Below are 25,324 nucleotides of genomic sequence, written 5' to 3'. Positions count from 1 at the left end.
TATTTCGGTTACTACAATGCAGCGTTTCACCTACAAATCACCTCTCTCAAATCAATCATTTTATAAATTGCATAGGTGTATATCGTATGCCATCCGAAAGTTGCTCCGTATCAATATCTACGAAACCCAGTTTATGATAGACGGGAACTGCATACGGAGAAGAATTTACTGTAATGGTTTTGCTTGAACTATTTTCTCGTAGGAAGTCCCACAACTTTCTACCAATGCCTTGTCTTTGATACTGTGCTTTCACAAAAAAGCAACAGATATGCTTCCGGTTTTCGTTTGTTGCGATAACTCCCTTTAGTTCTTCTTCGTCATAAGCGCCCCAAAATTCTAATGTTTTGATGATCTCTTTGTTCTCAATAAAATCCTGAAACGACTTAACTCCTTCTTCAGAATAATCGGGAGCCTCAAATTGTAAAAAAGTTTGCCAAATCAAGTCAATGGCATTTGTAATTTGAGTATCATCTATTTTTTTGACTTCCATACTAAGCACCTCGTAAATTTTCGTTATGACCGTTCCTTTTCGATCACATAGGACTGCAAGCTTCTTTTGCAACCATTCTTTTCGTAAAACTTTTCTATCCCCGGCTGCGCTCCAAAATACAGCATAGTAGGGGTATTATCCTTTGCAAGTTGCAAGAGTTTACTGCCGACTCCCTGTTTTTGATATTCAGGAAGGACGAGCAACTCTGTAATCGTACCGAAATAATATCCGTCTGTAAGAATACGCAAGCAGCCAATCAGTGCCTCATTTTCATAAGCAGTAATATTGATTGTCTGAGACAATGCACACTGTGTTTTTTCAATATCATAATTGCCTTGCCATACTTGTTTGACGAACGCAATAAAGGTAAATGCGTCCAGTTTTTTATCATCTACTATATATTCCATCTTTCTGTCTCCATATTTCCTTTATTAAATTCGTGACGGAAATCTACCACGATAATCAACATATCAAAACCAATTTGCCTTTTCATCTCTAAATCGAGGTTGATCGCCATATTGATACGGATTATAGTTATTACGGTTGCAGCCAAATTCTTTTAAAGACTTAATTTTGTTATCATCCGTCCACTCTACAAGTGAAATGCCGTCAAATTCTTCTATGCTTCCAGCGTTCATTTCATTTTTGAAGTACCATTCCACGATAGTCTGATTACCTTTATGGAAAAACTGCTTAATGTCCCAAATAAGGACTTTGCCCCGTGTATTCCACTCGTCAAACCAGTGCTTAACAGTTTTTCGATCCTGATATTTTGGACTCCAGCTTTCTGTATAAACCACATCTTCTGTAAAAATATCATCTATACCTAAATCCTGCTGCTTCAGCCACATATCAAACCATAAACGGATAATGTTTTCTCTCTCATTCATTATTAAAAACCCCATCTCTATCTTTCTGCCCAAAAGTCTTGTAAAATACTGACCAACTCATTCGGATTATCTTTGTTGACTTCGTGACCGGAATCATCTACAACAACCAGTTTGCTGTTTTTCATTGCTTCGTGAAATCGCTTCGCACTCCCCATATTCGTTTTATCCTTTGCGCCGCAAAGAATAAGGGCGGGACAATCAAGCGCTGTCGCCGAATCCATAAAATTGAAATCAACCATTGATTTGCTCAAACGAATAAAATCTTTTTTGCTTACGCCCATATTCTGAAATACGGCTTTGGGCATAAATCTAAATACAATATTTTGAAATTTCAGCAGTCCTTTCGGTATCTCAAACGGCGTTCCGATCAAAACAAGAGAGTTTATTTTCTTCGGATGTTCAATAGCATAATTGAGCGCAAGTAATCCCCCAAGCGAAAGCCCGCAAAGATTCAGACGATCTTGGTGTGAATCACATAGTCTACTGAACGCCTGATAAACAGTGTTATAGTCTAACTCCTTACCTTTTGCAAGGTCAAATAAATCAGGAGCGACAGAGGAAATTCCCCTCGTTTCCAACTCATTTTTAATGGTATCCCAATCCTTACTGATTTGTCCCAAGCCGTGAATCAAAATATTTTTCATAGGAAAATAACCTCAGTTTTCTTGACATTGACTCTCAAAGAGCCACTTTATTATATCACAGCACTATGTCTTTTTCCACCTTGCCGTGATAGATATAGCCGCCTGATTTTTTGTAAAACCGAGCGGCTATGTAAAAAAGATGTTCAGTTTTTAGAACGATTTGTTTTGCAAGCTGTAAGCCATTTATCTCGACAACTTAGGATTTGTTAGTGCCTTTACGGCAGAAGTTTTATTGTCTTGTTGTTGATTTCTACTTCCAATGTTACATCATATTCCATAATCCATGACTGACTATTTTTTAATAAGTCTAATATAAGTTGGTCTGGTTTTTCTTTAAAAGTAACTCGTAAAATAATTGGACATTTCAAATATTCATTTTGAAATTCTGCACTCTTAGTATACTTCAAATATGCTTCAATTTTAGTCAACAATGCTCTTTGAGTTTTTTCTTCTCCATCAATAAAACCATAGCAAATCAAGAACAGTACAATTTCTCCTGTTTTCTTTTCTGCCATAATATCAATGGAGTATAAATCTCCAAACATTTCTTCTATCGTCATATAATAATTCTCCCGTTTTGTTTTCCACAAATATCAATTTGTATTTTGATTATTATATCACAGAATTGTGTCTTTTTCCACCTTGCCGTGATATGTAAAGGCGGTATGAGACTTCTCCCATACCGCAAAAAGGTTATCTCTCATAAGCTCTTTCCTTTGGAGCGGGTACGCTGTCGCCCTCATCAGGCGCACCGTCCACCAACTCATTTTCCCGCTTGTCTACATTGAGCAAGCCGTTTAAGACATTGAGGCGATTTGTCTTTTCGGTCAGTTCTTCTTCCTTGTCAAACGGTTTTTCAACCTCTGCTTTCGCAGTAGCAAATTGCTGTTCGAGGGTTGAAAGCTCCCTGCTTTTTGCCTCCAGCTGTTCAGGAATTTTCTCAATGGCATTGTCGATTCGGGTAATATTGCCGATAGCGTCCGTGCCTAAAGAAACGGAACGGGAAAGACTGCCCTTGATTTTTACCTGATAGGCTTTCTCAAAGGTATCAAAGGAAAGCTCCAAATCAAAGCCTCTGTACTTGCCGAGAGGGACGGGATCAGGCGAGGTCATCTCTTTGCAGGCGTCAATGATTTTCTGTCCGCCTTCCGCTTTTTCGGAATAAGAAACACCCTTAACCTCAATCCCTATAAAGGTATCGTCAAGAGGTTTCGGGTGTTCTTTTGCAAGAGATCTATCCTTTTCCAGCCCCGCAATCGTCTCTTTTATCCGGGCGATTGTTGTCGGGTAATATTTGATGATTTTGTCCTCCAGCTCATATTTTTCGGAGAGATAATTGGACTTCAAAAGGCGCAGTTTCTGCACCTGAATATCCAAGTCCATTTTCTCCTTGATGTGCGGATTGTCCGCCGCAAGCATTTTGATCTCTGCATAAGAGAGAGCAGTAGCGTCCACATCTTCACAGGAACGCACGGGCGATTTGCTCGTCATAATCTGACTTGCGAACTTCTGCTTGCCCTCTACGAGCTGCCAGCAGTATGCGTCAAAAGTCCCTTCCGTAACATATCGGTACAGACCGACCTTCGGGTTTTCGTTGCCCTGCCGCACCGTCCGTCCGGCACGCTGCTCCAGATCGGCAGGTCGCCACGGGCAGTCAAGGTCGTGGGAAGCAATGATCTTGTTCTGCACATTCGTCCCCGCACCCATTTTCTGGGTACTGCCCATCAGGATTCGCACTTCGCCACGGCGCACCTTTTTGAATAGCTCCTGCTTTTTGACTTCGGTATCCGCTTCGTGGATAAACTTGATTTCCAATTCGGGAATACCACGCTCGATCAGCTTCTGTCGTATATCCGTATAGACGGAAAATTCGCCTGCTCCCTTTGGAGTGGAAAGGTCGCAAAAGAGAAGCTGCGTCAGCTTTTTATCGCTGTTTTCCTCCCATATACGGAATACTTCGTATACGCAGGCGTTGACTTTACTGCCTTCCTCATCGGGTAACATTGGATTCATCATTCGCTGGTCAAGGGCGAGCTTCCGCCCGTCGTTTGTAACTTTCAGCATATTGTCCACGCTGGAATCTATACCGCCGCCCCTTATCTTTTCAGCTCGTTCGCCGAGAGAGGCGACCATATCTTTTTGCACCTGCGACGGCTTCACGGCGATGTTATGATACTCCACTTCCGGTACGGGAAGATCGAGCATATCTGCGGTTTTGATGTCTGCCACCTGCTTGAACATCGCCATCAGTTCGGGCAGATTATTGAATTTCGCAAAGCGTGTTTTCGCTCTGTATCCCGTTCCTTCGGGTGTAAGTTCTACCGCCGTGACCGTCTCGCCAAAGCTGGAAGCCCAAGCGTCAAAGTGCTGCAAATCGTGTTCTTGCAGCGTTCGGTACTGCAAATACCGCTGTATGGTATAAAGTTCTACCATTGAGTTAGAGATCGGCGTACCCGTTGCAAATACAACGCCACGCCCTCCGGTAATCTCGTCCAAGTAGCGGCACTTCGTAAAAAGGTCGGAAGATTTCTGCGCTTCCGTCTGGGCGATACCACCTACATTCCGCATTTTTGTATAGAGATACAGATTCTTGTAATAATGACTTTCATCTATGAAAAGCCTGTCTATACCGAGTTCTTCAAAGGTTACGACATCATCCTTTCTTGATTGATCGTTTAATTTTTCCAGCTTCGTTTGCAGGGATTTTTTCGTCTTTTCAAGCTGCTTGACGGAAAACCTGTCGCCACGGTTTCTCTTTATATCCGCAATTCCCTCGACAATATCATCAAGCTGTTGCTGTAAAACAGCTCTTTGTCTTTCAATACTCATCGGTATTTTTTCGAACTGACTGTGACCGATGATTACAGCGTCGTAGTCGCCTGTTGCAATCCTGCCGCAGAACCGTTTACGGTTCTTCATCTCAAAATCTTTTTTCGTAGCGACCAAGATATTCGCCGCAGGATAAAGCTGTAAGAACTCCGCCGCCCACTGTTCTGTCAAGTGATTGGGGACAACAAAAAGGGACTTATTACACAGTCCGAGCCGCTTGGACTCCATAGCGGCGGCAGTCATTTCAAAGGTCTTGCCCGCACCCACAGCGTGTGCCAATAAGGTATTCCCGCCGTAAAGGATATGGGCAACCGCATTTTTCTGATGTTCCCTGAGTGTAATTTCAGGGTTTATGCCACTAAAAACAATGTGGCTTCCATCGTATTCACGGGGGCGAATTGAGTTGAACTTTTCGTTATACAGCCGCACCAGCTTTTCCCGTCTTGCGGGATCACGCCATACCCAATCCTGAAAGCCCTGCTTGATAAGCTCCTGCTTCGACTGGGCGATAGCGGTTTCCTTTTTATTGAGGACAGCTTTCTTTTTTCCCTCATCATCTTCGATATAGTCAAAGACACGCACATCTTTCATATTGAGCGTATCTTCAATAATTTTGTAGGCATTGACACGCTTTGTGCCATAGGTATTGTAGGCTTTCAGGTTCCCACGGTCATAGGATTTTCCCTCCACATTCCATTCGCCCGTCAGCTTTGAGTAATGGACTTTGATATTCCATCTCGCATAAACGGGCGTATCCAAAAACTCGTACATAAACTGCTGTGCGATTTCTTCCGGCAGCCAAGTCGTGCCGAGCTGCACGAAAATCTCGCTGGCAGTCAGGTCTTTCGGCTGTACCTTTTCCAGCGCCTCTACATTGATGTTGTAATCTTCGGGATAAACTTCTGCGGATTTTTTCGCCCAAGCGAGCTTTTCCCGCACATTGCCGGAGAGGTATTCGTCCGCCATCAGGTACTTTTGCTCATCACTGCCGCCGTAGCCGTACATCGGATTCAGGAAGATAACGCCCTTCAATTCCTCATAGATTTCCTGCTCGGTCTTGCCCGTAAGGGAACACATATATTCCATATCCACACAGGCTTTTTCGCCCATAGATACGGCAAGCGCTTCGCTGACGGTATCCACCGAGGTAACGGGTGTGTGTGGCTTGATCGTCCGCTTCGTGAACATATCCGCCTTGCGCTCCAGTTCTCCATTTTCGTCCAGTACCTCCAGTGCGGAAAGCAGGGCAAAGGAGCTGTCCTGCGAAAAAGCGGACACATTCGCACGGGAATTGATCAGCCCGTACTTTTTGGAGAAGGTATCATATAGTTCATTTAGCTTCTGCTGTTCCTTTTCAACTTCGTAATCGGGATAATCTGCGGTCTGCATTTCAATCAGGTTTCTGACGCAGTCACGGATCGCAATCATACCCTTAATACGGTTTTCTGCGGTAGCAGAAACATCGACGGGAGCCATACGGCTGTTTTCACGATAGTAGATTTTATCGTCCACAACCGTATAGGAAAAGTTGCGGACTTCGGGATCGGCAGGAATGGAGTTATCTTCTTCGGTCAGTTCCTCGTCCACCTCATAATCGGTGATCTCTGCGTGGATATTGGAGATTGCTTCTTCTAAAAGCTCGGCAAGGTCGGCGTTTTCATAGGGAACAACGGTATCTTCCTCGCCGAATCTGCCGGACACGGTTTTCCATTCGCCCAATACCATTTCAGGGTGATCGACGAAGTAGGTGTTCATCTTTACGCCGTTTTCATCGGTGTTTAGGTGTACCCATTCCGGTTCAAGGTCAATAAGTCTGTCACGCTTCTGTAAGATCAAAATATCCGAGACAACCTCTGTTCCGGCATTGCCCTTAAAGGTGTTATTGGGCAGTCGGATTGCGCCGAGAAGATCCGCTCGCTGTGCAATATACTTTCGCACAGCAGGACTCTCTTTATCCATTGTGCCTTTGCTCGTAATGAGCGCCATTACGCCGCCCGGTCTGAGCTTATCTAAGGATTTCGCAAAAAAGTAGTCGTGGATTAGAAAGTTATGCTTGTTATACCTCCTGTCGTTGACTCGAATATCACCGAATGGCACATTGCCAATAACAGCGTCAAAGAAGCTGTCGGGAATATTGGCTTCTTCAAACGGCTGTGCCGCAATCGAGGTTTTCTGATAGAGCTGCTGTGCGATACCCGCCGAAATTTTGTCGATCTCAACGCCGTAGATTTTGCTGTTCTGCATAGACTGTGGCAGCATACCGATAAAGTTTCCAATTCCACAGGAAGGCTCCAAGATGTTGCCCTCACGGAATCCCATCTGTTCCATTGCCTTGTAAATTGAGGAAATGACGACTGGCGGGGTGTAGAAAGCGGTCAGCGTGCTTGCTCTTGCGCTCTCGTATTCATCAGGGGAAAGGGCGGTGTAAAGCTCGATAAACTCATCAGCCCACGAGGAATTGTTCTCGTCAAAGGCTTCGGGAATACCGCCCCAACCGACATATTGTGAAAGGATTTCCTGTTCTTCGGGTGTAGCAAAGCGATTCTCAAACTCACATTCCTTCAACACACGGATTGCTTCCATATTCCTACGGAAGCGTTCTTTTTTGCCTGCCTCCGGCACTTCGTGGGAGGCGAGGTCAAAGGTATGCCGTTCAGACAATGGGATTTCGGGGTGCAAATCAAAGGTCTGTACCCGTGAGCGTTTAGGTTGGACAAAAGCAGGTGTTAATGGCTTAGCTTCTTTTTGTTCAGGCTCAAGCTGTCCGGCAGCTTCCTTTTCGGAAACAGACTTTTTCACCTGTTCCAAATAGTCATTTGCCTGCCACTCGCTCTTAAATTCCTCGCTGACGCCTTCATCGTCGATATAGATCGCTTCTGTCAAATCGTCCCAAATGGCGTAGCCCTCATCAGTTTCAATAACGAAAAATCTTTCATCAGGCGGGAGTGCGTTTTCTGTCCTGTCTTTTACAAGATAAGGCGAATCAATGATTTCGTAGACATTTAACGGGGTATCCTGTTTTGTGATGAAGGTTTGATCTATGGTTTTTCCTTCTGCGTCTCGATACACATAAAAGCGTAAGCGTGTGCCGAATGAGCTTTCTTCCTCAATATCCTTTTTGAATTGATACTCGCTGGTATACTCATCTGTGTGGATTATATTTCCATCTTCATCAAGGTACTCAATCCTGCCGACTGGCTGCGACTGTACCGGATCTTCCTTGTTGCTTGATACAATGTTGCGGGTATTTCGCTCTCCGTTTTCGGCGGCAGAAACCGCCACATCAAAGCCACGGTCAAGCAGCATATTGATATAGGTTTCCAAGCGGTTTGCCGGAAAACCACACATTTGAGTTCGCTGATTGTTTCCAATAAAGCGAGAAGTCAGATTCAGTTCTAACGCTTCGCTGACGGTTTGTGCGTCCGCTCCATAGGCTTCAAAGAAATCGCCCACCTGATACAGCACAAGACTGTCAGGATTTTCTTCCTTGATCTCACCGTATTCACGGTAAGCGTCTGTAAAACGGTTGCTGCGCTCGTTTTGCTGAACAAGCTGCATAAAGTTATCCTTGCTCTCCAAGCGTGGCTGCGGGTTTTGCTCCGAACGATCCATCAGCTCCACATTCCAGTCATCTACCCGTGTAATTTCAAACGGCTTGCCGTCCAAATACACTCTGTCACCCACTTGATAAGAAGCGGCAAACAAAGACTTTTGCTGTTCCTGCGCTGCCGCCTGCTCTATCCTTGCCACTACATCTTCGGGCAGTCCGTCCACATAGTAGTGAATTTCACCTTCATCGCTGATATGGGCAATCGTTTGGTAATCGCCGCTTTCCTCAACAGCTCTGTTCCAGACGGTAAGACCGTTACCAAGATAGCCCATACCAATGTCAAAGGCAGGCGCTTCATCTGTTTTTTCTTCGGACGGTAACTCCTTAACCTTCAGGTGATCGTTCATTGGGTTTTCCCGCACCTTGCGGTCGAACTCTGCTCTGTCCATCTCCTTTTGGAATAATGGAAATTGGACATCGTGAAGTACAACACGCTCATCGTTAAAGGAAAGGATTTCATATTCGTCTGCGCCCATATATACCGTATCACCGAGATGATAGGCATACGCTGAATTTTCAGGAGTTTCAGATTGTTCGATTGACAAAATCGGATTAAAGTTTCCGGTGTATTCAAATAACTCATTTTCGCCCGGAATATATAGTCTGCCGTTTTCTACGCATTTGAAAATATCTGCTGATGAGCTATTTGCAGCATTATAAAATTCTTCGTAAGAATATGGGTGAGTAGCCCCTTCATAAGCCGACATTCCAAGAGTATTGTTGGAAATAGTTTCATTACTAATCTCTTTTAGCGTCCTTCTGGCAGAGAGTATTCCTGTTGGCTCAAAGTGATAACCGTTGTACTCAAAAGATTTGGAAACAGCCGTATTGTTTTCGGATGGCGCAGATGAGAGGATTTCACGGTTTCTCTGTTCTTCGGCAAGTTCAGCCCGGCGCTCCTCCTGCTTTTCGAGCCACTGCGGATAAATCTCTTTTTCTTTCGGGTTGAGATAACGGTCAAGGCGTATCAATTCTTTGATTCGCTTTTCTACCTGATTCCAATTCAGCCTGATATGAGGCTTATCATCACCGATACCCTTTGAAATCAAAATACCTTTTCCGTCGTGCTGCTCGTCAATCCCTGTACCTGTAATTACAGGATAGGAGCCGCCCCAACCATATTCGTCCTTTAGGAAATCGACATTTTCCTTTGCCGACAAACTTTTTTCAAACTGTTCAAAGATACGGAACTTTCCCTCAGATACGCCGCTTCCACGAGTGAGAACAGCGTCAATGATTTCCTGTGAAAAAGAAAAAGCAGAGGTTTTTTCCTCTGCCTGCGTTTCCATAAAGTTCAGTTGTCCATCTACCGACGGAAGCGGCTTCATTGTATCCTGTAATTCACCGAGAAGCCGCATTGCTTCAAAGTGCTGTGCGATCACACCCCAATCATAGAAACTCTGTTTTGTACGGGACAGGTAACTGCCTTCCCAAAGCTGAAGCACATTCTGCCAAGTTTTGTACCCGACTCGCCGCCCATCGCTCAAAATTACTTCAGTATAATCATTGTTGAAAATACCTTTGATATATTCGGTGCGGACGGCGTTATCGGGATTGCTTTCATAGAAAGCACAAATTTCGTCCTTTGAGGCTTTCAAGTGGGGCGTTATGCCGAGGATTTCACGAATTGTATCATCTCCGCCGAAAAACGGTAGACTGGTATCTTCGTGTCTCCTGTCATAATAGTCTAAGCGAAGATTACTTCCGCTTTCACGATCTCCTGTACTCTGTTCCTCAAGTTGTTCATTCCCTGTACCCACTTCATCATATCCGCCGCTTTCAGGCTCTCTGTCAAGCCCTCCTGCGCTGCCATCTGCTTCATCAGGGTTTCTTCCAGTTTCATCGCCGTCTGTTCTACCTCCGCCAAATGCTCCGTCAGGGTACAGCTCGTCAGAAGATTGTAATACCGGATTTTGTGGTGTTCCTTGAGAAACTTCCGTCTCATCTGAGCGTATCTGCCTAAAATCCCCTCCGGCTGTTCCGGCATTGTTAAGTTCGGCAGGTTGTAATCGCCCTGCATTGTGTATGTGATTTCGCTCATTATCAAAACTCCTTTCGCTTGTCTTTTCAGCCTTATTGTAATCGGGTTTTCCTCTATCCGCAATTATGCGATTGTTTCTGTCGAGGGCAAGAATGGTGCGGGAGATTTCTCCAAGTCCCATTTCCGCAATATCACTCGTCGCAATACCGAGGGCATTAAAGGCTTCCGGCGTATTGAAATTCGTAATAACGGAGAAATCCTCCGATTCAAAATATGGCTCGGTATCTATCCCAAGCCTTGTCATCATCATATATGCCACGCTGTTTGTTACTGCTTTCCTATACATAGAGGTAATCATATCCTCGGAAAGACCGTAGAGGAAGCTGTCATCAGCGGCATACATCAGATCGCTCAAATAGTCAGGGATATTATCCTCCGCGGCGTTTTTAGCAGCGCTCATCACTGCGTCCGCAAGGCTGTCCTTATTTTCCAGCTCGCCGAAAGTGTTTTCAAGGGATTCAATTACATCGTCCGTATATTCCGGCTTCATATCCCAAATCGGAACGGGGCGGGAATAGCGGCTTTCGTGGGTATCGGAAATATCAAAATAATGGATTAAGCGCTGTCTGCTTCGGTCAGCGTCCTCAAAGACAGCGATACCTTTTGCGCCACGGTTTACCCAACGCCCGAATTTATCATTCCAACGCTCAATTTCCAAAACCGCCGTTGCGTCCGGTCTTTGAGCGTAAATAAGAAGCTGCTCATCACAGCGCAATCTGTAATTTCGGCAGGCACATCGTAAAAAGGCTTGCCAGTTCTGCACATCAGAAACAACAGCGTGTGCGGTACGGCGGTACATTTCAGAAATCAGGTCGTACTTTCGTGCCATCGGTTATACTCCTCCTATCTTTCATAGTCTTTTTGTTTCGGCTTTACTTGAATACCGTTTTTGTCATAGCTTTTCGGATCGGCGGCAGGTGTGCCCCAGCCAAACATTGAGCCTGCTTTCATTGCCTCCACCTGAGCTTTCGTCAAGCCGAGCTTTTCGTTCATTTCGTTTACAAGGGCGTTTGTTTCACTTGGTTTACCGCCCTGAATATCCGTGCGGTAAAATCCGCTTTCGCCCTTTTTGACAATGCCGACGCAATTTTCCGTTTGCACGAATACATAGCATTGCTCAGGCAAAGAGGAACGAAGGGGGATCATAGTGTTCCCGTTCTGTTCCATTCGCTCGGCAAACTCACAGATGTGATAAAGATTGCTGCCAACCTCCAAATAGTTTTCATTGATATATCGGCAGGTACGGTCAAGCTGTTCACCGTCGCTTAAAGCAATGCGGATTTTATCTCCATCGGGAATTATGAATTTTTCCTTATAATCCGGCGTGATAAAGCGGATTCCACGGCTCGCTTTTTCCATATGGCGGTCAAGCCATTCCCGCACATAACAGTAGCAATAGAAGTTATAGTCTCCACGGGTAGGGTTACAGCGTATCAGGAAAGCATACTTTTCTGTATCAGCACGGAATCCATACTCGGTGGTGTAACTGCCTTCAAAAGCACTGTCCGGACGACTTTTCGCATACTGTGACATATCGGTGCGGCTTTTTAACAGCCCGTATTCTTCAGAGCGCAGAGCATTGATAACCTCGTCCAGCTCGTTTTTGAACTGGTCTGTTTTCAAATCACGCCTGTGGTCAAACCAAGAGGTAAAAAACTCATTGCCGCCTGAGCCAAAATCGCCTCGCAAATGCCCTATGCAACCTGTCTGTCCCTCTATCTGTGTGCTTTGTGCGTAAGTGTATTTGCATTCTGCTTCCGTAAGGGGATTGATAACAAAATCCATCAGCGTTCGCTCCTTTCTCTGACTTTTCGTAATTCCAAAAGCGACTCATTGGCAAAGTATTCTCTTCGTCGAATCATTCTACCCGTTCGCCGTGCCACTTCGTTCCATCCAATACACTCCGAATGGATATTATCATTCCTGTCCCTAAACATAAATTGAAGTCCGGCGTTGTTATATACAATTTTGAATGGTTTATATGGCGTGTGATCATCAGCCGGCAAGCTAACTGGATTATATCCATTGGGTGCAAACAGTGCGTTTAACTTTTCTCCAAATTCCTTCTGTGACAAAGGTTGTGACTTATAAAGCTCGCATATCCTTTCCTTGCAACCCGCAATAGGATTTCCAGAAACATCTAAAATGCCAATGCGGATTATTTCGTCAATGAGTAATTCACGATTCTCACCACAGTTAGCATATTTAATTTTTTCGTTAGTAACATCAGAAAGCATACTTACCTCTCTTTCTCGGCTGCTGTTCTTTGTTTCGGTATGTGGAAACCATAGACTGCCGCAATTTCATCTCCAAGCCGTTTTGTCACCTTCGTTATATCTGCCCGTGTAGCTTTTCCAAAATAGATTTTTTCCTGCAATCGTTCAATCTGTTCCGGCGAAACAGTATCCTTAAACACACGGTACAAATAGTGATTTGTCCCATCGTGATGAACAGCGTCGGCACGAAGATCGCCGTACTTATCCACATACCATTCAGTCATATCCGTATCGGAATACAGGCAGTCCTTGATGTTGCCGGAATCAATCATTTTATAGCCCATCACTCTGCCGTTCCATCTGCCGATGTCGCCGATAACGATAATCGGCTGAGAAAGCTGGACATTGAGATTTTCCCGTTCATCGGAAAGATACTCGCCATTGGTTTCAACCATATATTCATACAGCTTATGTTCGTCGTTTGGATCTCCGTCAATTTCATTGATTTCAAGGAAATCCTTATAATTGTCACGCCAATCATCAGGGTTGAGATTTATATCGCTCCAGATAATATGCTTATCCGTCGCTCTGTTCTGACTGCTGCTCATCATCAGCACCTCCCAAATAGGAAAAGAGCCTGTTTTTTGCAATCTGCTCCTGAAGCTCTGTAATAACCGTCATATCGGAAACGGAAATATCGGGGATTTTCAAAATACTTTGCAGGCTCAGCGCCTTCAAGGCCTTTTCAGTTTTGCAGCCGGAATCGTAAAGTTTTGCAAGCACCTTTACTTTCTGCTGCAAAGCGGTATTTGTACTTTTTTTCGCTGCCATTTCTTTTACCTCCTGTCTTAGCTCTTAGCGTAGTCGGAATAGACACGCTGCATTTTATGCCTTGCTCTGCGCACTTCGGGGGAACAGCCAAGTTCAGGGTATTTTGCCTGAATTTTTTGTCGTGTCCTTCGGATACTCTCAAAACAAGGGATACCGTAAGCCTTGTAATTGCTCATCACATCTTCAAAGCTGAAATCTGCGATACCGTAAGTATCATAGATACACGCTTTGCTTATGAGCAGATATAGCTTCATATCATCGTTTCGTGCTTCGGGGTGTTCCTTTAAAACCGCAAGCACCCTGTTTTCCACAGTTTCAAGCTTTTTCATCTAAGCCTCCTAAATATAGAAAAAGGGGCGAAGTATTTAAACTCCGCCCCCCGTAGAAGTTCTTACTTTTTCTTTCTGTTACGGATCTGCAAAAAGATAAAGCCGCCTACGATAAAGGCGACCAAAGCAATTCCAATAATAGCTTTGAGTTCCATCAGTTATCCTCCTTTTTCTTAAATCCGAGGATACAGCAAGCCGCAATGCCTGCTGCCGACACGCCCGCAAGGGCAAGCCAAAGACCGAGCTTGCTGTCATCTCCGGTTTTCGGCGTATCTCTCAGTTCATTGTGCATTTCAACAATCGTAGTCGCTCCCATCTGCACCGCAGCCTCCTTATCGGCGGGCATGATATACATCGCAGAAGCGGAATTGTTCACCTCGGAAATTTTATATTCGCCGATTCGCAGACCTTCGAGGAAGATCTCACCGTTTTCGTCTGTTTCAAGGGTAACATCATAGCCGTTCTCTCCGGTAATGCGGAAAGCAAAGCCTTCAACCTTTCCGTCAGACGATGTTTTTACGATTTTCAGGTTCCCACGCATAGGTTCATTTGCAAAACCTTTGCCCTCTGTATTTTCGACCTGATAGGTCTTTCCGTCGGTGTCAATAAACACTTCATACACGCCTTCGTCCAGCGTGAAGCCCTCCGGTGCTTTTGTCTCTTTCACAAAATAGCGTCCATAGAGCAGATCATTCATTTCATACTGTCCGATTTCCTTTTCGGTCAGCGTACCGATCAGCTCGTCCTCACTGTCAAGCTCGCCGTTGTCATTGGAATCCTTGTAGACTTCAAAAACAGCGCCTGCCAGTTTGGTATCTGTATATTCAGCGTCCACCTTTGTCAAAGCGATATTTCCACGGATAAGCTCATTGACGATTTCAATCTCAACAATCTGCCCGTTTTCCGAAATGTTTACATCATAGACGGTTTCATCAAGCACGAATCCGGTCGGCTGCTTGATTTCACGGATATACCAGTTTCCGTAAGGCACATTCTCAAAGGAGAAGCTGCCATCGTCGCCGGATACGGCGGTCATCAGGGCATTTTCTTCGGTAAATTCCACATCATCGCTCTTAAACAGACCAATGAGCGCACCGCCAAGTCCTTCGCCGTTTCCGTCAACCTTCTTACCTGATACAGAGCCGTAGATCAGCTTATTTTCCATCGGCTCACCATTATTCACTGCAATCGCTACCGTTGCAGTTTCCTGTCCTGCATATTCAAATACAACGGGATATTTTTCGCCGCTAAGCTGATAATGCTCGTCTGTCGCAAGCTCTTTTACATAATAGCTGCCCAAAGGCAGATCAGTTTTAACGGTCGCCTTGCCGTTTTCATCAAGCGTGATGATTTCGATCAGACCGTCTTTCGGGATGGAAGTACCACTTGCGGATACGAGTTCCTCATCGGCAAACAAGCCAAAGCTGATATTTTTGATTTCGCCATTATTGCCGATACCAAACAGCTCGTTTGTTTCCAGTGCTTTTTCAAAGCTTACTTCAACCTTCTGTCTTTCATTGACAAAGGAACTCGCCGTTTCGGTTACGGCTACATTTTGTCCGGCGTAAATAAGTTCTACGGTATGGACTTCATCGCTTAATACCATTCCGTAGCCTGCCTTAACCTCTTTTACCTCGTATTTTCCGAGGTAGAGTTCCTTGCTCTCAGCAAAACCCATTTCATCGGTTGTAACCGTATCGACCAGCTCGCCCTTACTGTATCTCAGCGTACCGTCAGGCGTTACCACATCTTCGGCGGCACGGATTTCATAGACAGTATCAGGAAGTCCCTGTGTTTCATAGATCGGTTGATAGATAACGGGAAGTTCCTGCCCGTTTTCATCTGTTCCGCCGCTTACTGAGACACCGAAGAACACTTCGCCCGTCTTTTCAATACTAATCGTGCCTTTTTGCGGCATATTGGTCTTTTCGACTTTTATCACTGTTACCCCGCTTTCCTCAGAAGAATTTTCTTCCGCTACATCAAAATAGACGGGTGTGGAATCAAGAACATATCCATAAGGACTCTGTACCTCAACGATAGAGTAGCCCTGACCGTATGGCAGCTTCTCCGGCGTTACGAGCGAGCCGTTAGCGTCGGTATAGAAAGTGTCAACGGTTGTCGGGGTAGGATAGGTAAACTCCATCGTGATAAGATTGCCGGACGGATCATAAATCTGGAATCCTGCGCCCGCATAGGGAATAGTCTTGCCCGTTTCTGCGTCTACCTTGACTACTTGGATATAGCTTTCAAAATTACTGTTGTTAATCAGATAGCGGTAGGTCTGAGCGTCTTTTGCGATGAACACATCAAAATCGTCCATCAATTCTCTGCCTTCCCAACCGGACACCTGATGGACGGTATATGTGCCGTAAGGCATATCCTTTGTCTGTGCAAAGCCGTTCTCGTCGCAGGTCAGAGTATCACGCTCAGATTCCTTTGCGTTTTCAAAAGAGCCTGCGGATTTGAGATACACTTCAAATACAGCGCCTTCTTCGGGCGTTTCAATCTGTGTTTCGCCATCGTCCGTATGTTTGATAATGGCGATATTGCCCTTGATAACCTGTTCAATTACATCATTTGCGGTCTGATTATGCTCAATGGTATAAAGCTCCGCATCTGCACCGACCTTGTGGACGGTCGGATCGAGCAAATAGCCTTCGCTCGGCTCAAGTTCCTTAATTGTCCAATCCGAGCCGCAGATATATTCTTGCGTGACGAACTGACCGTTTTCATCGGTATAGTATTCGTCAATGAGCTGGTCGCCTTTGAAAATCCCGTATTTTGCACCTGCAAGCGAGGCGTTCCCCTGAGCCGTTCCCGTCTCAGCGTCGCTCTTGGTCACGGTAACGGTAAACTTCTTCAGGATATTCGTGAAATTGCGGGTAGTGACCTCATTCCACTTGACGGGTGCGGTCTGATCTGCGGGAACGACATAGCGAATAGCTGTATCCACTTCCTCGATGGTGTACGGCGTTGTGCCGCTAATCAGCACATCTTCAAAGGTCGCCACACCGTTTTTATCCGTAACTGCATACTCGTCCACGGCAATACCGGAGAGCGATGTGCCGTAAAGGTGGAAGGTCACGCCCTCATTGAAGTTATCCTCCGAGGATTTGATAACCTCAATATCGCCACGCTTCAGCGTATTGTTGAAATTGACGGTCGCAACCTGCCCCGCAACTACGGTTACTCTGCGGGACTCCTGCGGCTCGTAGCGGTCATATTCCTGCTCGGTTACGGTATATACTCCGGGCATTAGGTTATCTACCTGAATCTGACCGCCGTTTTCTGTCTTAACGGTTTTATCAATGCCGTTGCCCTGAATACGGAAGGAAATACCGTCAACTTTTCCGTCCTCACTGGTTTTGACGATTTTCGCTGATCCATAGGAAACCTTTAACTTAAGGAATCCCTTAACCGGATCATTGACCGTCTGAGCATAGGTTACGGTATCCTGCACACCGCCGTTCGGTCCATAGATACCGTCCGTCCAAGTGATAACGCCTTTTCTCTGCGCTGTTTTCTCGGCGGTAATCGTCAGCCCGTCGCTCGGCGCTTTCTCGGCAGTGATCGTCAGCTTGTTGCCGCTTACGGAGAACTGAACGCCCGAATCATTGGACGAAAACTTATATCCTGAAAGGACATTGTTGCTGTCCGTCAGCGTAACCGTGTACTTAGAGCCATCCCATTCAAGCTCGATTTCCTGTGCGCTCCCCGGCGTTTTGGTAAGGAAGCTCGGCAGCTTGGAGTGTTTCTGCACACTTGCCGCCATTGAGTTGTAGTAGCTCATAATCTTATCATAAAGCGGGTGGCTACGGCTGATCTGATCCAAAACAGCGTCCCTACCGCCTGTGCTGACCTTGTTAAAGTTTTCATCACGCTCGCCGATGACGGTTTCCCAAATGAGAAGCTGTGTAGCGACTGCGTGAGCCAGCTTATCGCCGCCCTCGTTCTGAGAACGCCACGAGGTTGAGATGGTTCCCGTATAGCCGTACTGGAAGATACGACCGATGAACAGCTTAATATCGTCAGGAGAAATGGTGCTGTTATAGGACGAAGGGTAGTTGTCCCAAAAATTCTCGCCCTTTTTGGTAAAGCTGTCTCCGGTCTGCTGCGGGACGCCAATCTCAATGCAGTAGCAGATATTTCCCGTATATGATCCCATCGCACGGACGGTTGTATAACGGGAATTGCCTGTTTTCCAGCCGTTCATAAAGGTAAGGCTTCCGTGTCCCCATTCGGCGTTGTAATTCGAGTCCCCGTCACGGGGGAACGAGATAAGGTACACATCGTCCGTTTCCTCTGCGGCGTAGGCGGTCGTACCCATTCCCACAAGGGAAGTCACGCACATCAGCGCCGCAAGAAACAGCGACATAATGCGCTTTGGTTTCTTAATTTTCATCTGAAATCCTCCTTGAAATGAAAAAACGCACCGTTTTTTCGGTGCGTCCTCAAAATGGAATATTTAATTTAAGCGTAGCCGATATAGATGTCGTAAAGTCCGTCAGAGACTTCCTCCGCCCAAATCCATACGGCTGTGATTTCTTCGTCAGCCTTGTACCGATCTAAGCGACTGTGAATATCCCTTTCAAGATATTTGCAGTGCGCTCCGGCACAGATCGGATTATCCCAACAGTAAACCGCCTCGCTGTCTAACAGAAGCCCCACGCTCTGAGCGTAGTCTTTTGCAAAGGAAATCCAGTAGTTAATGTCAAAGTCGGTTTCGCTCGGCGTTTCTTCCGTTTCAGGCGGCGCAGGCGTTTCGCTTTCTTTTGGAATATCCGGCTGCGGTGTGGATATGGAATGTTCGGTCTTGTCCGCTTTATCGGGTTGTTCGGCGTGCTGTGCCGCCTGCCCGGTTACAGAAGCAGTCTGAGGCTGTTCGGTGCTGACCGTATCCGTTTCCGTCGTTTCTTCCTGCTTTTCCGGCTTTGCTTCCTGCACGGCTTCAGGCGTTGTTTCAACCTCCTTGCTTTCCTTTTCCGCAGGCGCTTCGGATTCAGAGGCACTTTGAACACTCTCCGAAAAAGAAAACGGCTGCGGCTTATCTTCATTCGGCGGGGCATTGTTGCAGCCTGCAAGCACGATCAGCAAAAGAGCCGTTAAAAAAGCAATCGTTTTTGTTTTCATTGCGCTTCACTCCTTTTCTGCCGCCATTGTAATGCGAAACAGCGTTTCAGGCAAAGGTGTGAAACGAAGGTTAATCTTACATCATAGGGCATACCTCCTGTGCTTTGGAATGGTGCGTTTCCCTGAGATAGATTGCGTTAGGTGAGATAGCTGTAATCAGGAGAGATAGATTTATTCTTTCGGATAGTCAGGTAGTTTAGGGGTTGGAGTGTGAGGAAGGGGAAGAAGAAAAACACACTCCAGCTTACCTGCTGTCACGCTCGGCACGGTTACGCAAAAACTTGTTGTAATGCTCCAGCGCCTTGCAGACATACTCCTCCGTTTGGTTGATGGGGATATTTTTCGGTATCAGGCTTCGCACCCTGTCCCCACGCAAAACAATCTTCTCACGCTGATTCGGCTTTTCCTCGCTCATAATCGCAGAGATTGCCTCCGTAGTCAGCTTGCCTTCCTCAAAAAACTTCCGCATACGGATTGCCTGATCGTGGGACGGGGTACAGTCGTTTAAGTCGATTTCGTCCACCAAATCCCTCTGGCAGTCCTCGTTCAGATAGGACAGCTCAACGGCGGGGCGCATTTTAATCCTGCCCTCGTCCACAAATTCAAGCAGTTCGGGGACAAGGTTTGTGAGACGGATATATCTGTGTATCTGATTTCGGCTATCACCACATTCTTGTGCAAGTTCATCAGCCGTTCTCAACTTTGTCCCCAGTGGGGACGAAGTTAAATCTGTTCTCTGTCCTTGTCTTTTCATAGCGTCCAGCCGCATTTTATATGCGTGAGCTTTCTCCGAGGGAAGTATCTGCGACCGTTGGAAGTTGCTTTCGACCATTAAAATCGTCGCTTCATCACGGTCGAGGTCTACCACCTCACATCTGAGCGTTTCAAATCCGGCAAGCTCACAAGCCCTTTTTCGCCTGTGTCCTGAAATAAGCTCGTATCTTCCGTCCTCCTTCTGCCTTACGGTAGCGGGAGTAATCACGCCACGCTCTTTGATACTTTCCACAAGCTGAAACATATCCTCATCTTCCCGCACCTGAAACGGGTGGTCGGGGAAATCGTCGATTTCCTCAAGCGGAATATCCCTGATTTTTGACAGCTTCGCTTCGTCCCTTTCCTCCTGAGAGGAAAACAATTCATCGAGCGTGTTCGTGGGCAGCGTGAAGTCGCTCTTTCTGCCTGCCATCGGCTAACACCTCCTTTGTGAAACTGGCGTAAGCCTTAGACACCGGACTGTTCGGCTCATAGGCGTAGATACTTGTGCCTTTAGAAGATACCTCTGCGGCTTTTACGGCTGCCGGTATCATTGATCTATATATCCTGATATGGCTGCCGAAATTCTCCCTGAGCGCTTCCACTGTGCTTTTCGCAAGATTTGTCCTTCCGTCCACAAGCGTCAGAAGAATACCGTCGATTTTCAAATCGGCGTTTGTATGTTTCCTCACTTTCGCAATCGTCCCCAAAAGCTGCGTCATTCCCTTAGCGGGAAGATACTGCGCCTGAACGGGGATAATCACGCTGTCCGCCGCCGTTAGAGCGTTAAAGGTAATCATACCCAAGCTCGGCATACAGTCAATAAGGACATAATCGTACTTGTCTTTTACAAGGCTCAGATAATTCTTCAGGACGCTTTCTCGGCTCATCGCCGTTACAAGCGTCATTTCCAATGACGATAGGCTGAGATTGGACGGTACAAGGTCTACCTTCTCTTTATGTTGCAGGATACCGTCAAAGGGATTTTGCTCCTGCTCCGATATGATTGCCTGAAGCTTCTCTGTCAGCGTTACGGAAAGGCTGTCTGTATCCCTCCAGCCGAGACAGGTCGTTAAATCTCCTTGCGGATCAGCGTCAATCAGAAGCACCTTTTTCCCTTGCATAGCAAGTCCAATGCCTAAATTAACCGTAGTCGTGGTCTTGCCCACACCGCCTTTTTGATTGCATACCGCAATCGTCTTGCAGTTTGACATCTCCGGCTTTACCTCCTTTCATAGATTTCACAGCCTGCCTCAATAAGAGACGGCTATGTAAAGACCGCAGCATTTGTTCTCAACACCCCCTGCGGAAAGCGATTTGCTTTGTACGGGAAGCACTAAGGTTACGGTTTGCGAAACCGTATCATAGGAATCTCACCTCTGCCGGGTACTCCGCCAGCTCCGTAGAGAAGTATCATTATCATTCTGACTGTCATTGCCGTTTCAGTAGCAAGCTGAATTTCAGGTCGGGGATTCTCGCTCGTTCTCCGTATATCAATAGGAAAAGTCACGGCGTACCCACCTTCGGGCTATTCATCAGAACTAATGTCCTTAGCGCCTGTCTATTCAATTTTCAAGGTACTTTGAAGGGGGAAATCCCCTGCGGGAAAATAACCCCTTCACTCATTTGGACAAAGGGGGGCAAAATGCACACCCAAAATCACCCCTTTTCCGAAAAAAATTTGAAAAAAATTTTTTTGACCTTGAAAATTGCTCCTGAAACGACAAAAAGCCGCCCGCTTCTCCGTAGAGAAACAAGCGGCATAGTTGCGGTTTTATTTAGATGTACTGGACGGTAATCTTTTTCTTTCGTGCTTTTGTAAATTTGATAAGGACATCATCTACTGCGTCTGTATATCTGCCTTGCGCTATCAGATTATTTTTAAGGTCGATCAACGCCTGCAAAACTTGTCCGTACTCCTCGTCATCAAGATAGATATGAAATTGCCTGTCTTTCATCAAATCGTCTCCTTTATTTTATCTGTCCTTTTCTCCATTCAAAAAACCTCTGCCGGATAAACACTGTATCCTCATCTTCATTCGAGGTTATGAAAATATGTAAGCTGCGAAACGCTTTTTTGATTTTCATAGCGAAGTCGATTTCGCTGCTTTCTAATGTAAATGGGATTTTAATCAGTTTGATCTCCCGTTTCCTGCAAAGGTATGCTTTCAAGGTTTCTACTTTCTCTGTCTGACTAACCGTTTCAATCGCTGCTTTTTCTTCAGGAAAATAGATTTCAAGCGGTATGCCGATAATCTTATCCGTATCCGTCTGTACCTTTATGCGCTTCTTCGCTGCATAATACATAACTGCCAGCTTCGGAAAAACCGTCAGATAGTCTTTTTCACACACCTTACAACCTTTTTCTTCAATCGCTTTTTCTGAAATTTTTGCCTTCCACGAGTGTCCGAGTGAACATTTCCACCACACGCTCTGCATTGAGTGCCTTGATATTTTGTTTGGGGAAATATCTTTGTTCTTTTCGTAGTCCCATTCCGGAAGAAGATGTGCGTCCGTCGTTGCTAAATCATTATACCCTTCCATAACCGCCCGATCCGCACAGACAGGGCATACCGTTCCTTTTACACGGGCATAAACAACAGACTGCCATTCATACCCGCACTCTCTGCACTTCCACCAGACATTTCTGCGGGACTTTTCGTTTATCATATCAGGAGTAAAGGGCAGATTCCGGTCTGACCATTCCTGTGCAAGCTGAGGATGTGTCGTAGCGAAATCATTAAATCCTTTCAGCAGAAGTTGACCGCTGCAATAAGGACACCCACTTCCGCCTGAACGAGTGGAAATGAGCGTGTTCCATTCGTGACCTTTGCTGCACCGCCACCATACCTTCCGATTTGCAAAGACCGTAACCATATCAGGCTTTAGTGGGTAATTTCTCTCAGACCACTCAGAAGCGATTTGAGGGCGCTGTGAGGCAAGGTCATTAAATCCTACTAAGACTTTATTATGGGAGCAATACGGACAGCCTGTGCCGTTTAACGCCCTGCTCTTAACCGTTGCTGTCCATTCGTGACCATATTTATCCTGCCAAATCACTTTCTTGTGTGAGCCTGTCGTTACCATTGTCGGTTTCAGCGGATCATTCTTACTCGACCATTCATCAGCCAGCTCCGGCTTCAGCGTTGCCAGATCATTGATACCCTCTATCACTCTTGCGCCTGAGCAGATTGGGCAGTTTTCGCCGTTTGAACGAGCTTTAACACTTGTCTGCCATTCGTGACCGCAAGCGCCTTTCCACCAAACGACTTTGTTTGAGCCGTATGTAATTCTATCCGGTGTAAGCGGCAGGTTTTTATCCGACCATTCTGCAACAAGCTCAGGGTGTACCTCTGATAAAATATTGCTCATACTCAATCCTCTCCTTCCTCTGCGATTAGCTTCATTATATTGGGAAAGCGTAGATTGGTATAGTTTGCGACGAGGCGAGTAAAAACTATGAGAAAATACAGAAGCCCCTGAGAAGCTATACCTTCTCAGGGGCGGTGTGAAACTAAAAATTATGCGATTTTTTTGTTGCTGCACCGATTTTAGCACCGATTGGTGTAAAATTGGTGTATTTGTGTAAAATCCGAGGTTTTCGGAAAATGAAGTACATCTCGTTTTAGTAGAGCTTTGCGCCCGCCGGAATATGGTCATCTACCATCAGAAGATGGAGCTTTTCTTCGCCTTCTTCGTGGTGTACCGCACTGATCAGCATACCGCAGGAATCAATGCCCATCATCGGTCTTGGCGGAAGATTGGTAATAGCGATACAGGTCTTGCCGACAAGCTCCTCCGGCTCGTAATAGGCGTGAATACCGCTTAAAATCGTCCTGTTTTCGCCTGTACCATCGTCTAAGGTGAACTTCAAAAGCTTCTTGGACTTCGGTACGGCTTCGCAGGCAAGCACCTTGACCGCCCGGAAATCGGACTTAGAGAAAGTCTCAAAATCTACGAAATCCTTGAACAAAGGCTCGATCTCTACTTTGGAGAAATCTATCTTTTCCGGCTCGGTTTTTGGCGCTTCGGACTCGGTTTTGTTTACACCATTTTCGTCCTTTACACCATTCAAGGGTTTCATTGTCGGGAACAGGATCACGTCCCGGATGGAGTCGGTGCCGCAGAGCATCATGGCGCAGCGGTCGATACCGAAGCCCAGGCCGCCGGTAGGCGGCATGCCGTATTCCAGGGCCAGGACAAAGTCCTCATCCATCATGTCGGCCTCGTCGTCGCCGTTGGCGCGCTTCTCGGCCTGGGCCTTGAAGCGCTGATACTGGTCGATGGGGTCGTTGAGCTCGGAGAAGGCGTTGCCCATCTCGCAGCCGCAGATGAACATCTCATATCGCTCGGTAAGCTCCGGCTGGGCGGGACTGCGCTTGGCCAGGGGGCTGACCTCCACGGGGTACATGGTGATGAAGGTAGGCTGGATCAGCGTCTCCTCCACCTTCTGGTCGAAGGTCTCATACAGGGCGTTGCCCCAGGTGTGGGGCACGCCGTCCATATCCACGCCCACGCTGCGGGCCAGCTCCACGCCCCGGTCGGCGTCGCCGATGCAGGCCATAAAGTCGGCCCCGGTGACGTTCTTCACGGCGTCGGCCATGGTGACGCGCTGCCAGCTGGGGGTCAGGTCGATGTCGTGGCCCATCCAGGTGACCTGATAGGTGCCCAGAATCTCCTTGGCGGCTCCCGTGAGGATGCCCTCCAGAATGTCCATCATGCCGTCCAGATTGGTAAACGCCTGATACAGCTCGCAGGTGGTGAACTCGGGGTTGTGCTTGGTGTCCATGCCCTCGTTGCGGAAGATGCGGCCCACCTCATACACCCGCTCCATGCCGCCCACGATCAGCCGCTTCAGGTGCAGCTCCGTGGCGATGCGCATATACATGTCGATATCCAGGGTGTTGTGGTGGGTGATGAAGGGCCGGGCGTTGGCGCCGCCGGCGATGGGGCTGAGCACGGGGGTCTCCACCTCCATAAAGCCCAGGTTGTCCAGATAACGGCGCAGGAAGGCCACAAACTTGCTGCGGATCTCAAAATTCCGCTTGGATTCGGGGTTCATGATCAGGTCCACATACCGCTGGCGATAGCGCAGCTCCTTGTCGGTGAGGCCGTGGAACTTCTCGGGCAGGGGCTGGAGGGACTTGCTGAGCAGGGTGATCTCGTGGGCGCGGATGCTCATCTCGCCCTTCTGGGTGCGGAACACCTCGCCCCTGACGCCCACAATGTCGCCGATGTCGTACTTCTTGAAGCGGTTATAGGCCTCCTCGTCCATCTCGTCCCTGCGGGCGTAGATCTGGATGCGGCCGGACTTGTCCTGCAAATCGCAGAAGGACACCTTGCCCATGCCGCGCTTGGACATCAGGCGGCCGCCCAGGGACACGGTCTGCCCCTCCAGGGCGTCGAAGTTGTCCTTGACCTCCTGGGCGTGGTGGGTCACGTCGTAGCGGGTGATCTCAAAGGGGTTCATCCCCGCGTCCTGCAGGGCCTTGAGCTTGTCCCGGCGGATCTGGAGAATTTCCCGCAGGTCCTGCTGTGTATTCTGTTCTGCCATGGTG

Annotated in this window: 18 protein-coding genes; all 18 read right to left on the bottom strand. The window is 46.8% G+C overall.

Annotated features, from left to right (window positions below; genetic code table 11):
* Positions 1-55: 55 nt before the first annotated feature.
* A complete protein-coding gene (locus tag LKD37_RS00215) occupies positions 56-490 on the bottom strand; it encodes a GNAT family N-acetyltransferase (protein ID WP_055194943.1) in 435 nt (144 codons plus the stop codon).
* Positions 491-513: 23 nt separating this feature from the next.
* Positions 514-897, bottom strand: coding sequence for a GNAT family N-acetyltransferase (locus LKD37_RS00210; protein ID WP_055194945.1), 384 nt, complete (start codon positions 895-897; stop codon positions 514-516).
* A 63-nt stretch (positions 898-960) separates the two neighbouring features.
* Positions 961-1,380 (bottom strand): nuclear transport factor 2 family protein, encoded by a 420-nt coding sequence (locus LKD37_RS00205; RefSeq protein ID WP_302927503.1) that lies wholly within the window; start codon positions 1,378-1,380, stop codon positions 961-963.
* A 17-nt stretch (positions 1,381-1,397) separates the two neighbouring features.
* A complete protein-coding gene (locus LKD37_RS00200; RefSeq protein ID WP_302927502.1) occupies positions 1,398-2,024 on the bottom strand; it encodes an alpha/beta fold hydrolase in 627 nt (208 codons plus the stop codon).
* Positions 2,025-2,239: 215 nt separating this feature from the next.
* On the bottom strand, positions 2,240-2,584 hold the full coding sequence (locus LKD37_RS00195; RefSeq protein WP_055194951.1) for a DUF6572 domain-containing protein: 345 nt from the start codon (positions 2,582-2,584) through the stop codon (positions 2,240-2,242).
* Positions 2,585-2,717: 133 nt separating this feature from the next.
* Entirely contained in the window at positions 2,718-11,333 is an 8,616-nt protein-coding gene (locus LKD37_RS00190) for a helicase-like domain-containing protein (RefSeq protein ID WP_431833250.1), read from the bottom strand.
* Positions 11,334-11,347: 14 nt separating this feature from the next.
* Positions 11,348-12,289 (bottom strand): hypothetical protein, encoded by a 942-nt coding sequence (locus LKD37_RS00180; RefSeq protein ID WP_302927501.1) that lies wholly within the window; start codon positions 12,287-12,289, stop codon positions 11,348-11,350.
* Positions 12,289-12,741, bottom strand: coding sequence for a hypothetical protein (locus LKD37_RS00175; protein ID WP_055282130.1), 453 nt, complete (start codon positions 12,739-12,741; stop codon positions 12,289-12,291). Before LKD37_RS00175 ends, LKD37_RS00180 begins: the two co-directional genes overlap by 1 nt.
* Positions 12,742-12,743: 2 nt before the next feature.
* Positions 12,744-13,328: a hypothetical protein gene (locus LKD37_RS00170; RefSeq protein ID WP_207642805.1), complete on the bottom strand. Its 585-nt coding sequence runs from the start codon at positions 13,326-13,328 to the stop codon at positions 12,744-12,746.
* Complete coding sequence (locus LKD37_RS00165) at positions 13,297-13,551, bottom strand: hypothetical protein (RefSeq protein ID WP_302927500.1); 255 nt, start codon at positions 13,549-13,551, stop codon at positions 13,297-13,299. The genes LKD37_RS00170 and LKD37_RS00165 overlap by 32 nt, the downstream gene beginning before the upstream one ends.
* Before the next feature lie 17 nt (positions 13,552-13,568).
* Complete coding sequence (locus LKD37_RS00160) at positions 13,569-13,880, bottom strand: hypothetical protein (RefSeq protein WP_055194961.1); 312 nt, start codon at positions 13,878-13,880, stop codon at positions 13,569-13,571.
* 154 nt (positions 13,881-14,034) lie between these two features.
* Complete coding sequence (locus LKD37_RS00155; RefSeq protein WP_302927499.1) at positions 14,035-18,285, bottom strand: SpaA isopeptide-forming pilin-related protein; 4,251 nt, start codon at positions 18,283-18,285, stop codon at positions 14,035-14,037.
* Between the two features lie 68 nt (positions 18,286-18,353).
* The gene (locus LKD37_RS00150; protein ID WP_302927498.1) at positions 18,354-19,013 is read right to left on the bottom strand and encodes a hypothetical protein; all 660 of its coding nucleotides are present in this window, start codon (positions 19,011-19,013) and stop codon (positions 18,354-18,356) included.
* Between the two features lie 244 nt (positions 19,014-19,257).
* On the bottom strand, positions 19,258-20,199 hold the full coding sequence (locus LKD37_RS00145) for a ParB/RepB/Spo0J family partition protein (protein ID WP_302927497.1): 942 nt from the start codon (positions 20,197-20,199) through the stop codon (positions 19,258-19,260).
* A complete protein-coding gene (locus LKD37_RS00140; protein ID WP_197049469.1) occupies positions 20,150-20,980 on the bottom strand; it encodes a ParA family protein in 831 nt (276 codons plus the stop codon). The genes LKD37_RS00145 and LKD37_RS00140 overlap by 50 nt, the downstream gene beginning before the upstream one ends.
* A gap of 564 nt (positions 20,981-21,544) precedes the next feature.
* A complete protein-coding gene (locus LKD37_RS00135; RefSeq protein ID WP_196854528.1) occupies positions 21,545-21,724 on the bottom strand; it encodes a hypothetical protein in 180 nt (59 codons plus the stop codon).
* Between the two features lie 13 nt (positions 21,725-21,737).
* Positions 21,738-23,138, bottom strand: a complete 1,401-nt coding sequence (locus LKD37_RS00130) for a zinc-ribbon domain-containing protein (protein ID WP_302927496.1) — start codon at positions 23,136-23,138, stop codon at positions 21,738-21,740.
* 253 nt (positions 23,139-23,391) lie between these two features.
* Complete coding sequence (lysS, locus tag LKD37_RS00125; protein ID WP_302927495.1) at positions 23,392-25,320, bottom strand: lysine--tRNA ligase; 1,929 nt, start codon at positions 25,318-25,320, stop codon at positions 23,392-23,394.
* Positions 25,321-25,324: the final 4 nt, after the last annotated feature.

It is taken from the genome of Brotocaccenecus cirricatena (assembly GCF_020687045.1).
Taxonomy (GTDB): Bacteria; Bacillota; Clostridia; order Oscillospirales; family Oscillospiraceae; genus Vescimonas; species Vescimonas cirricatena.
This window is presented reverse-complemented; position numbering and strand designations above follow the sequence as displayed.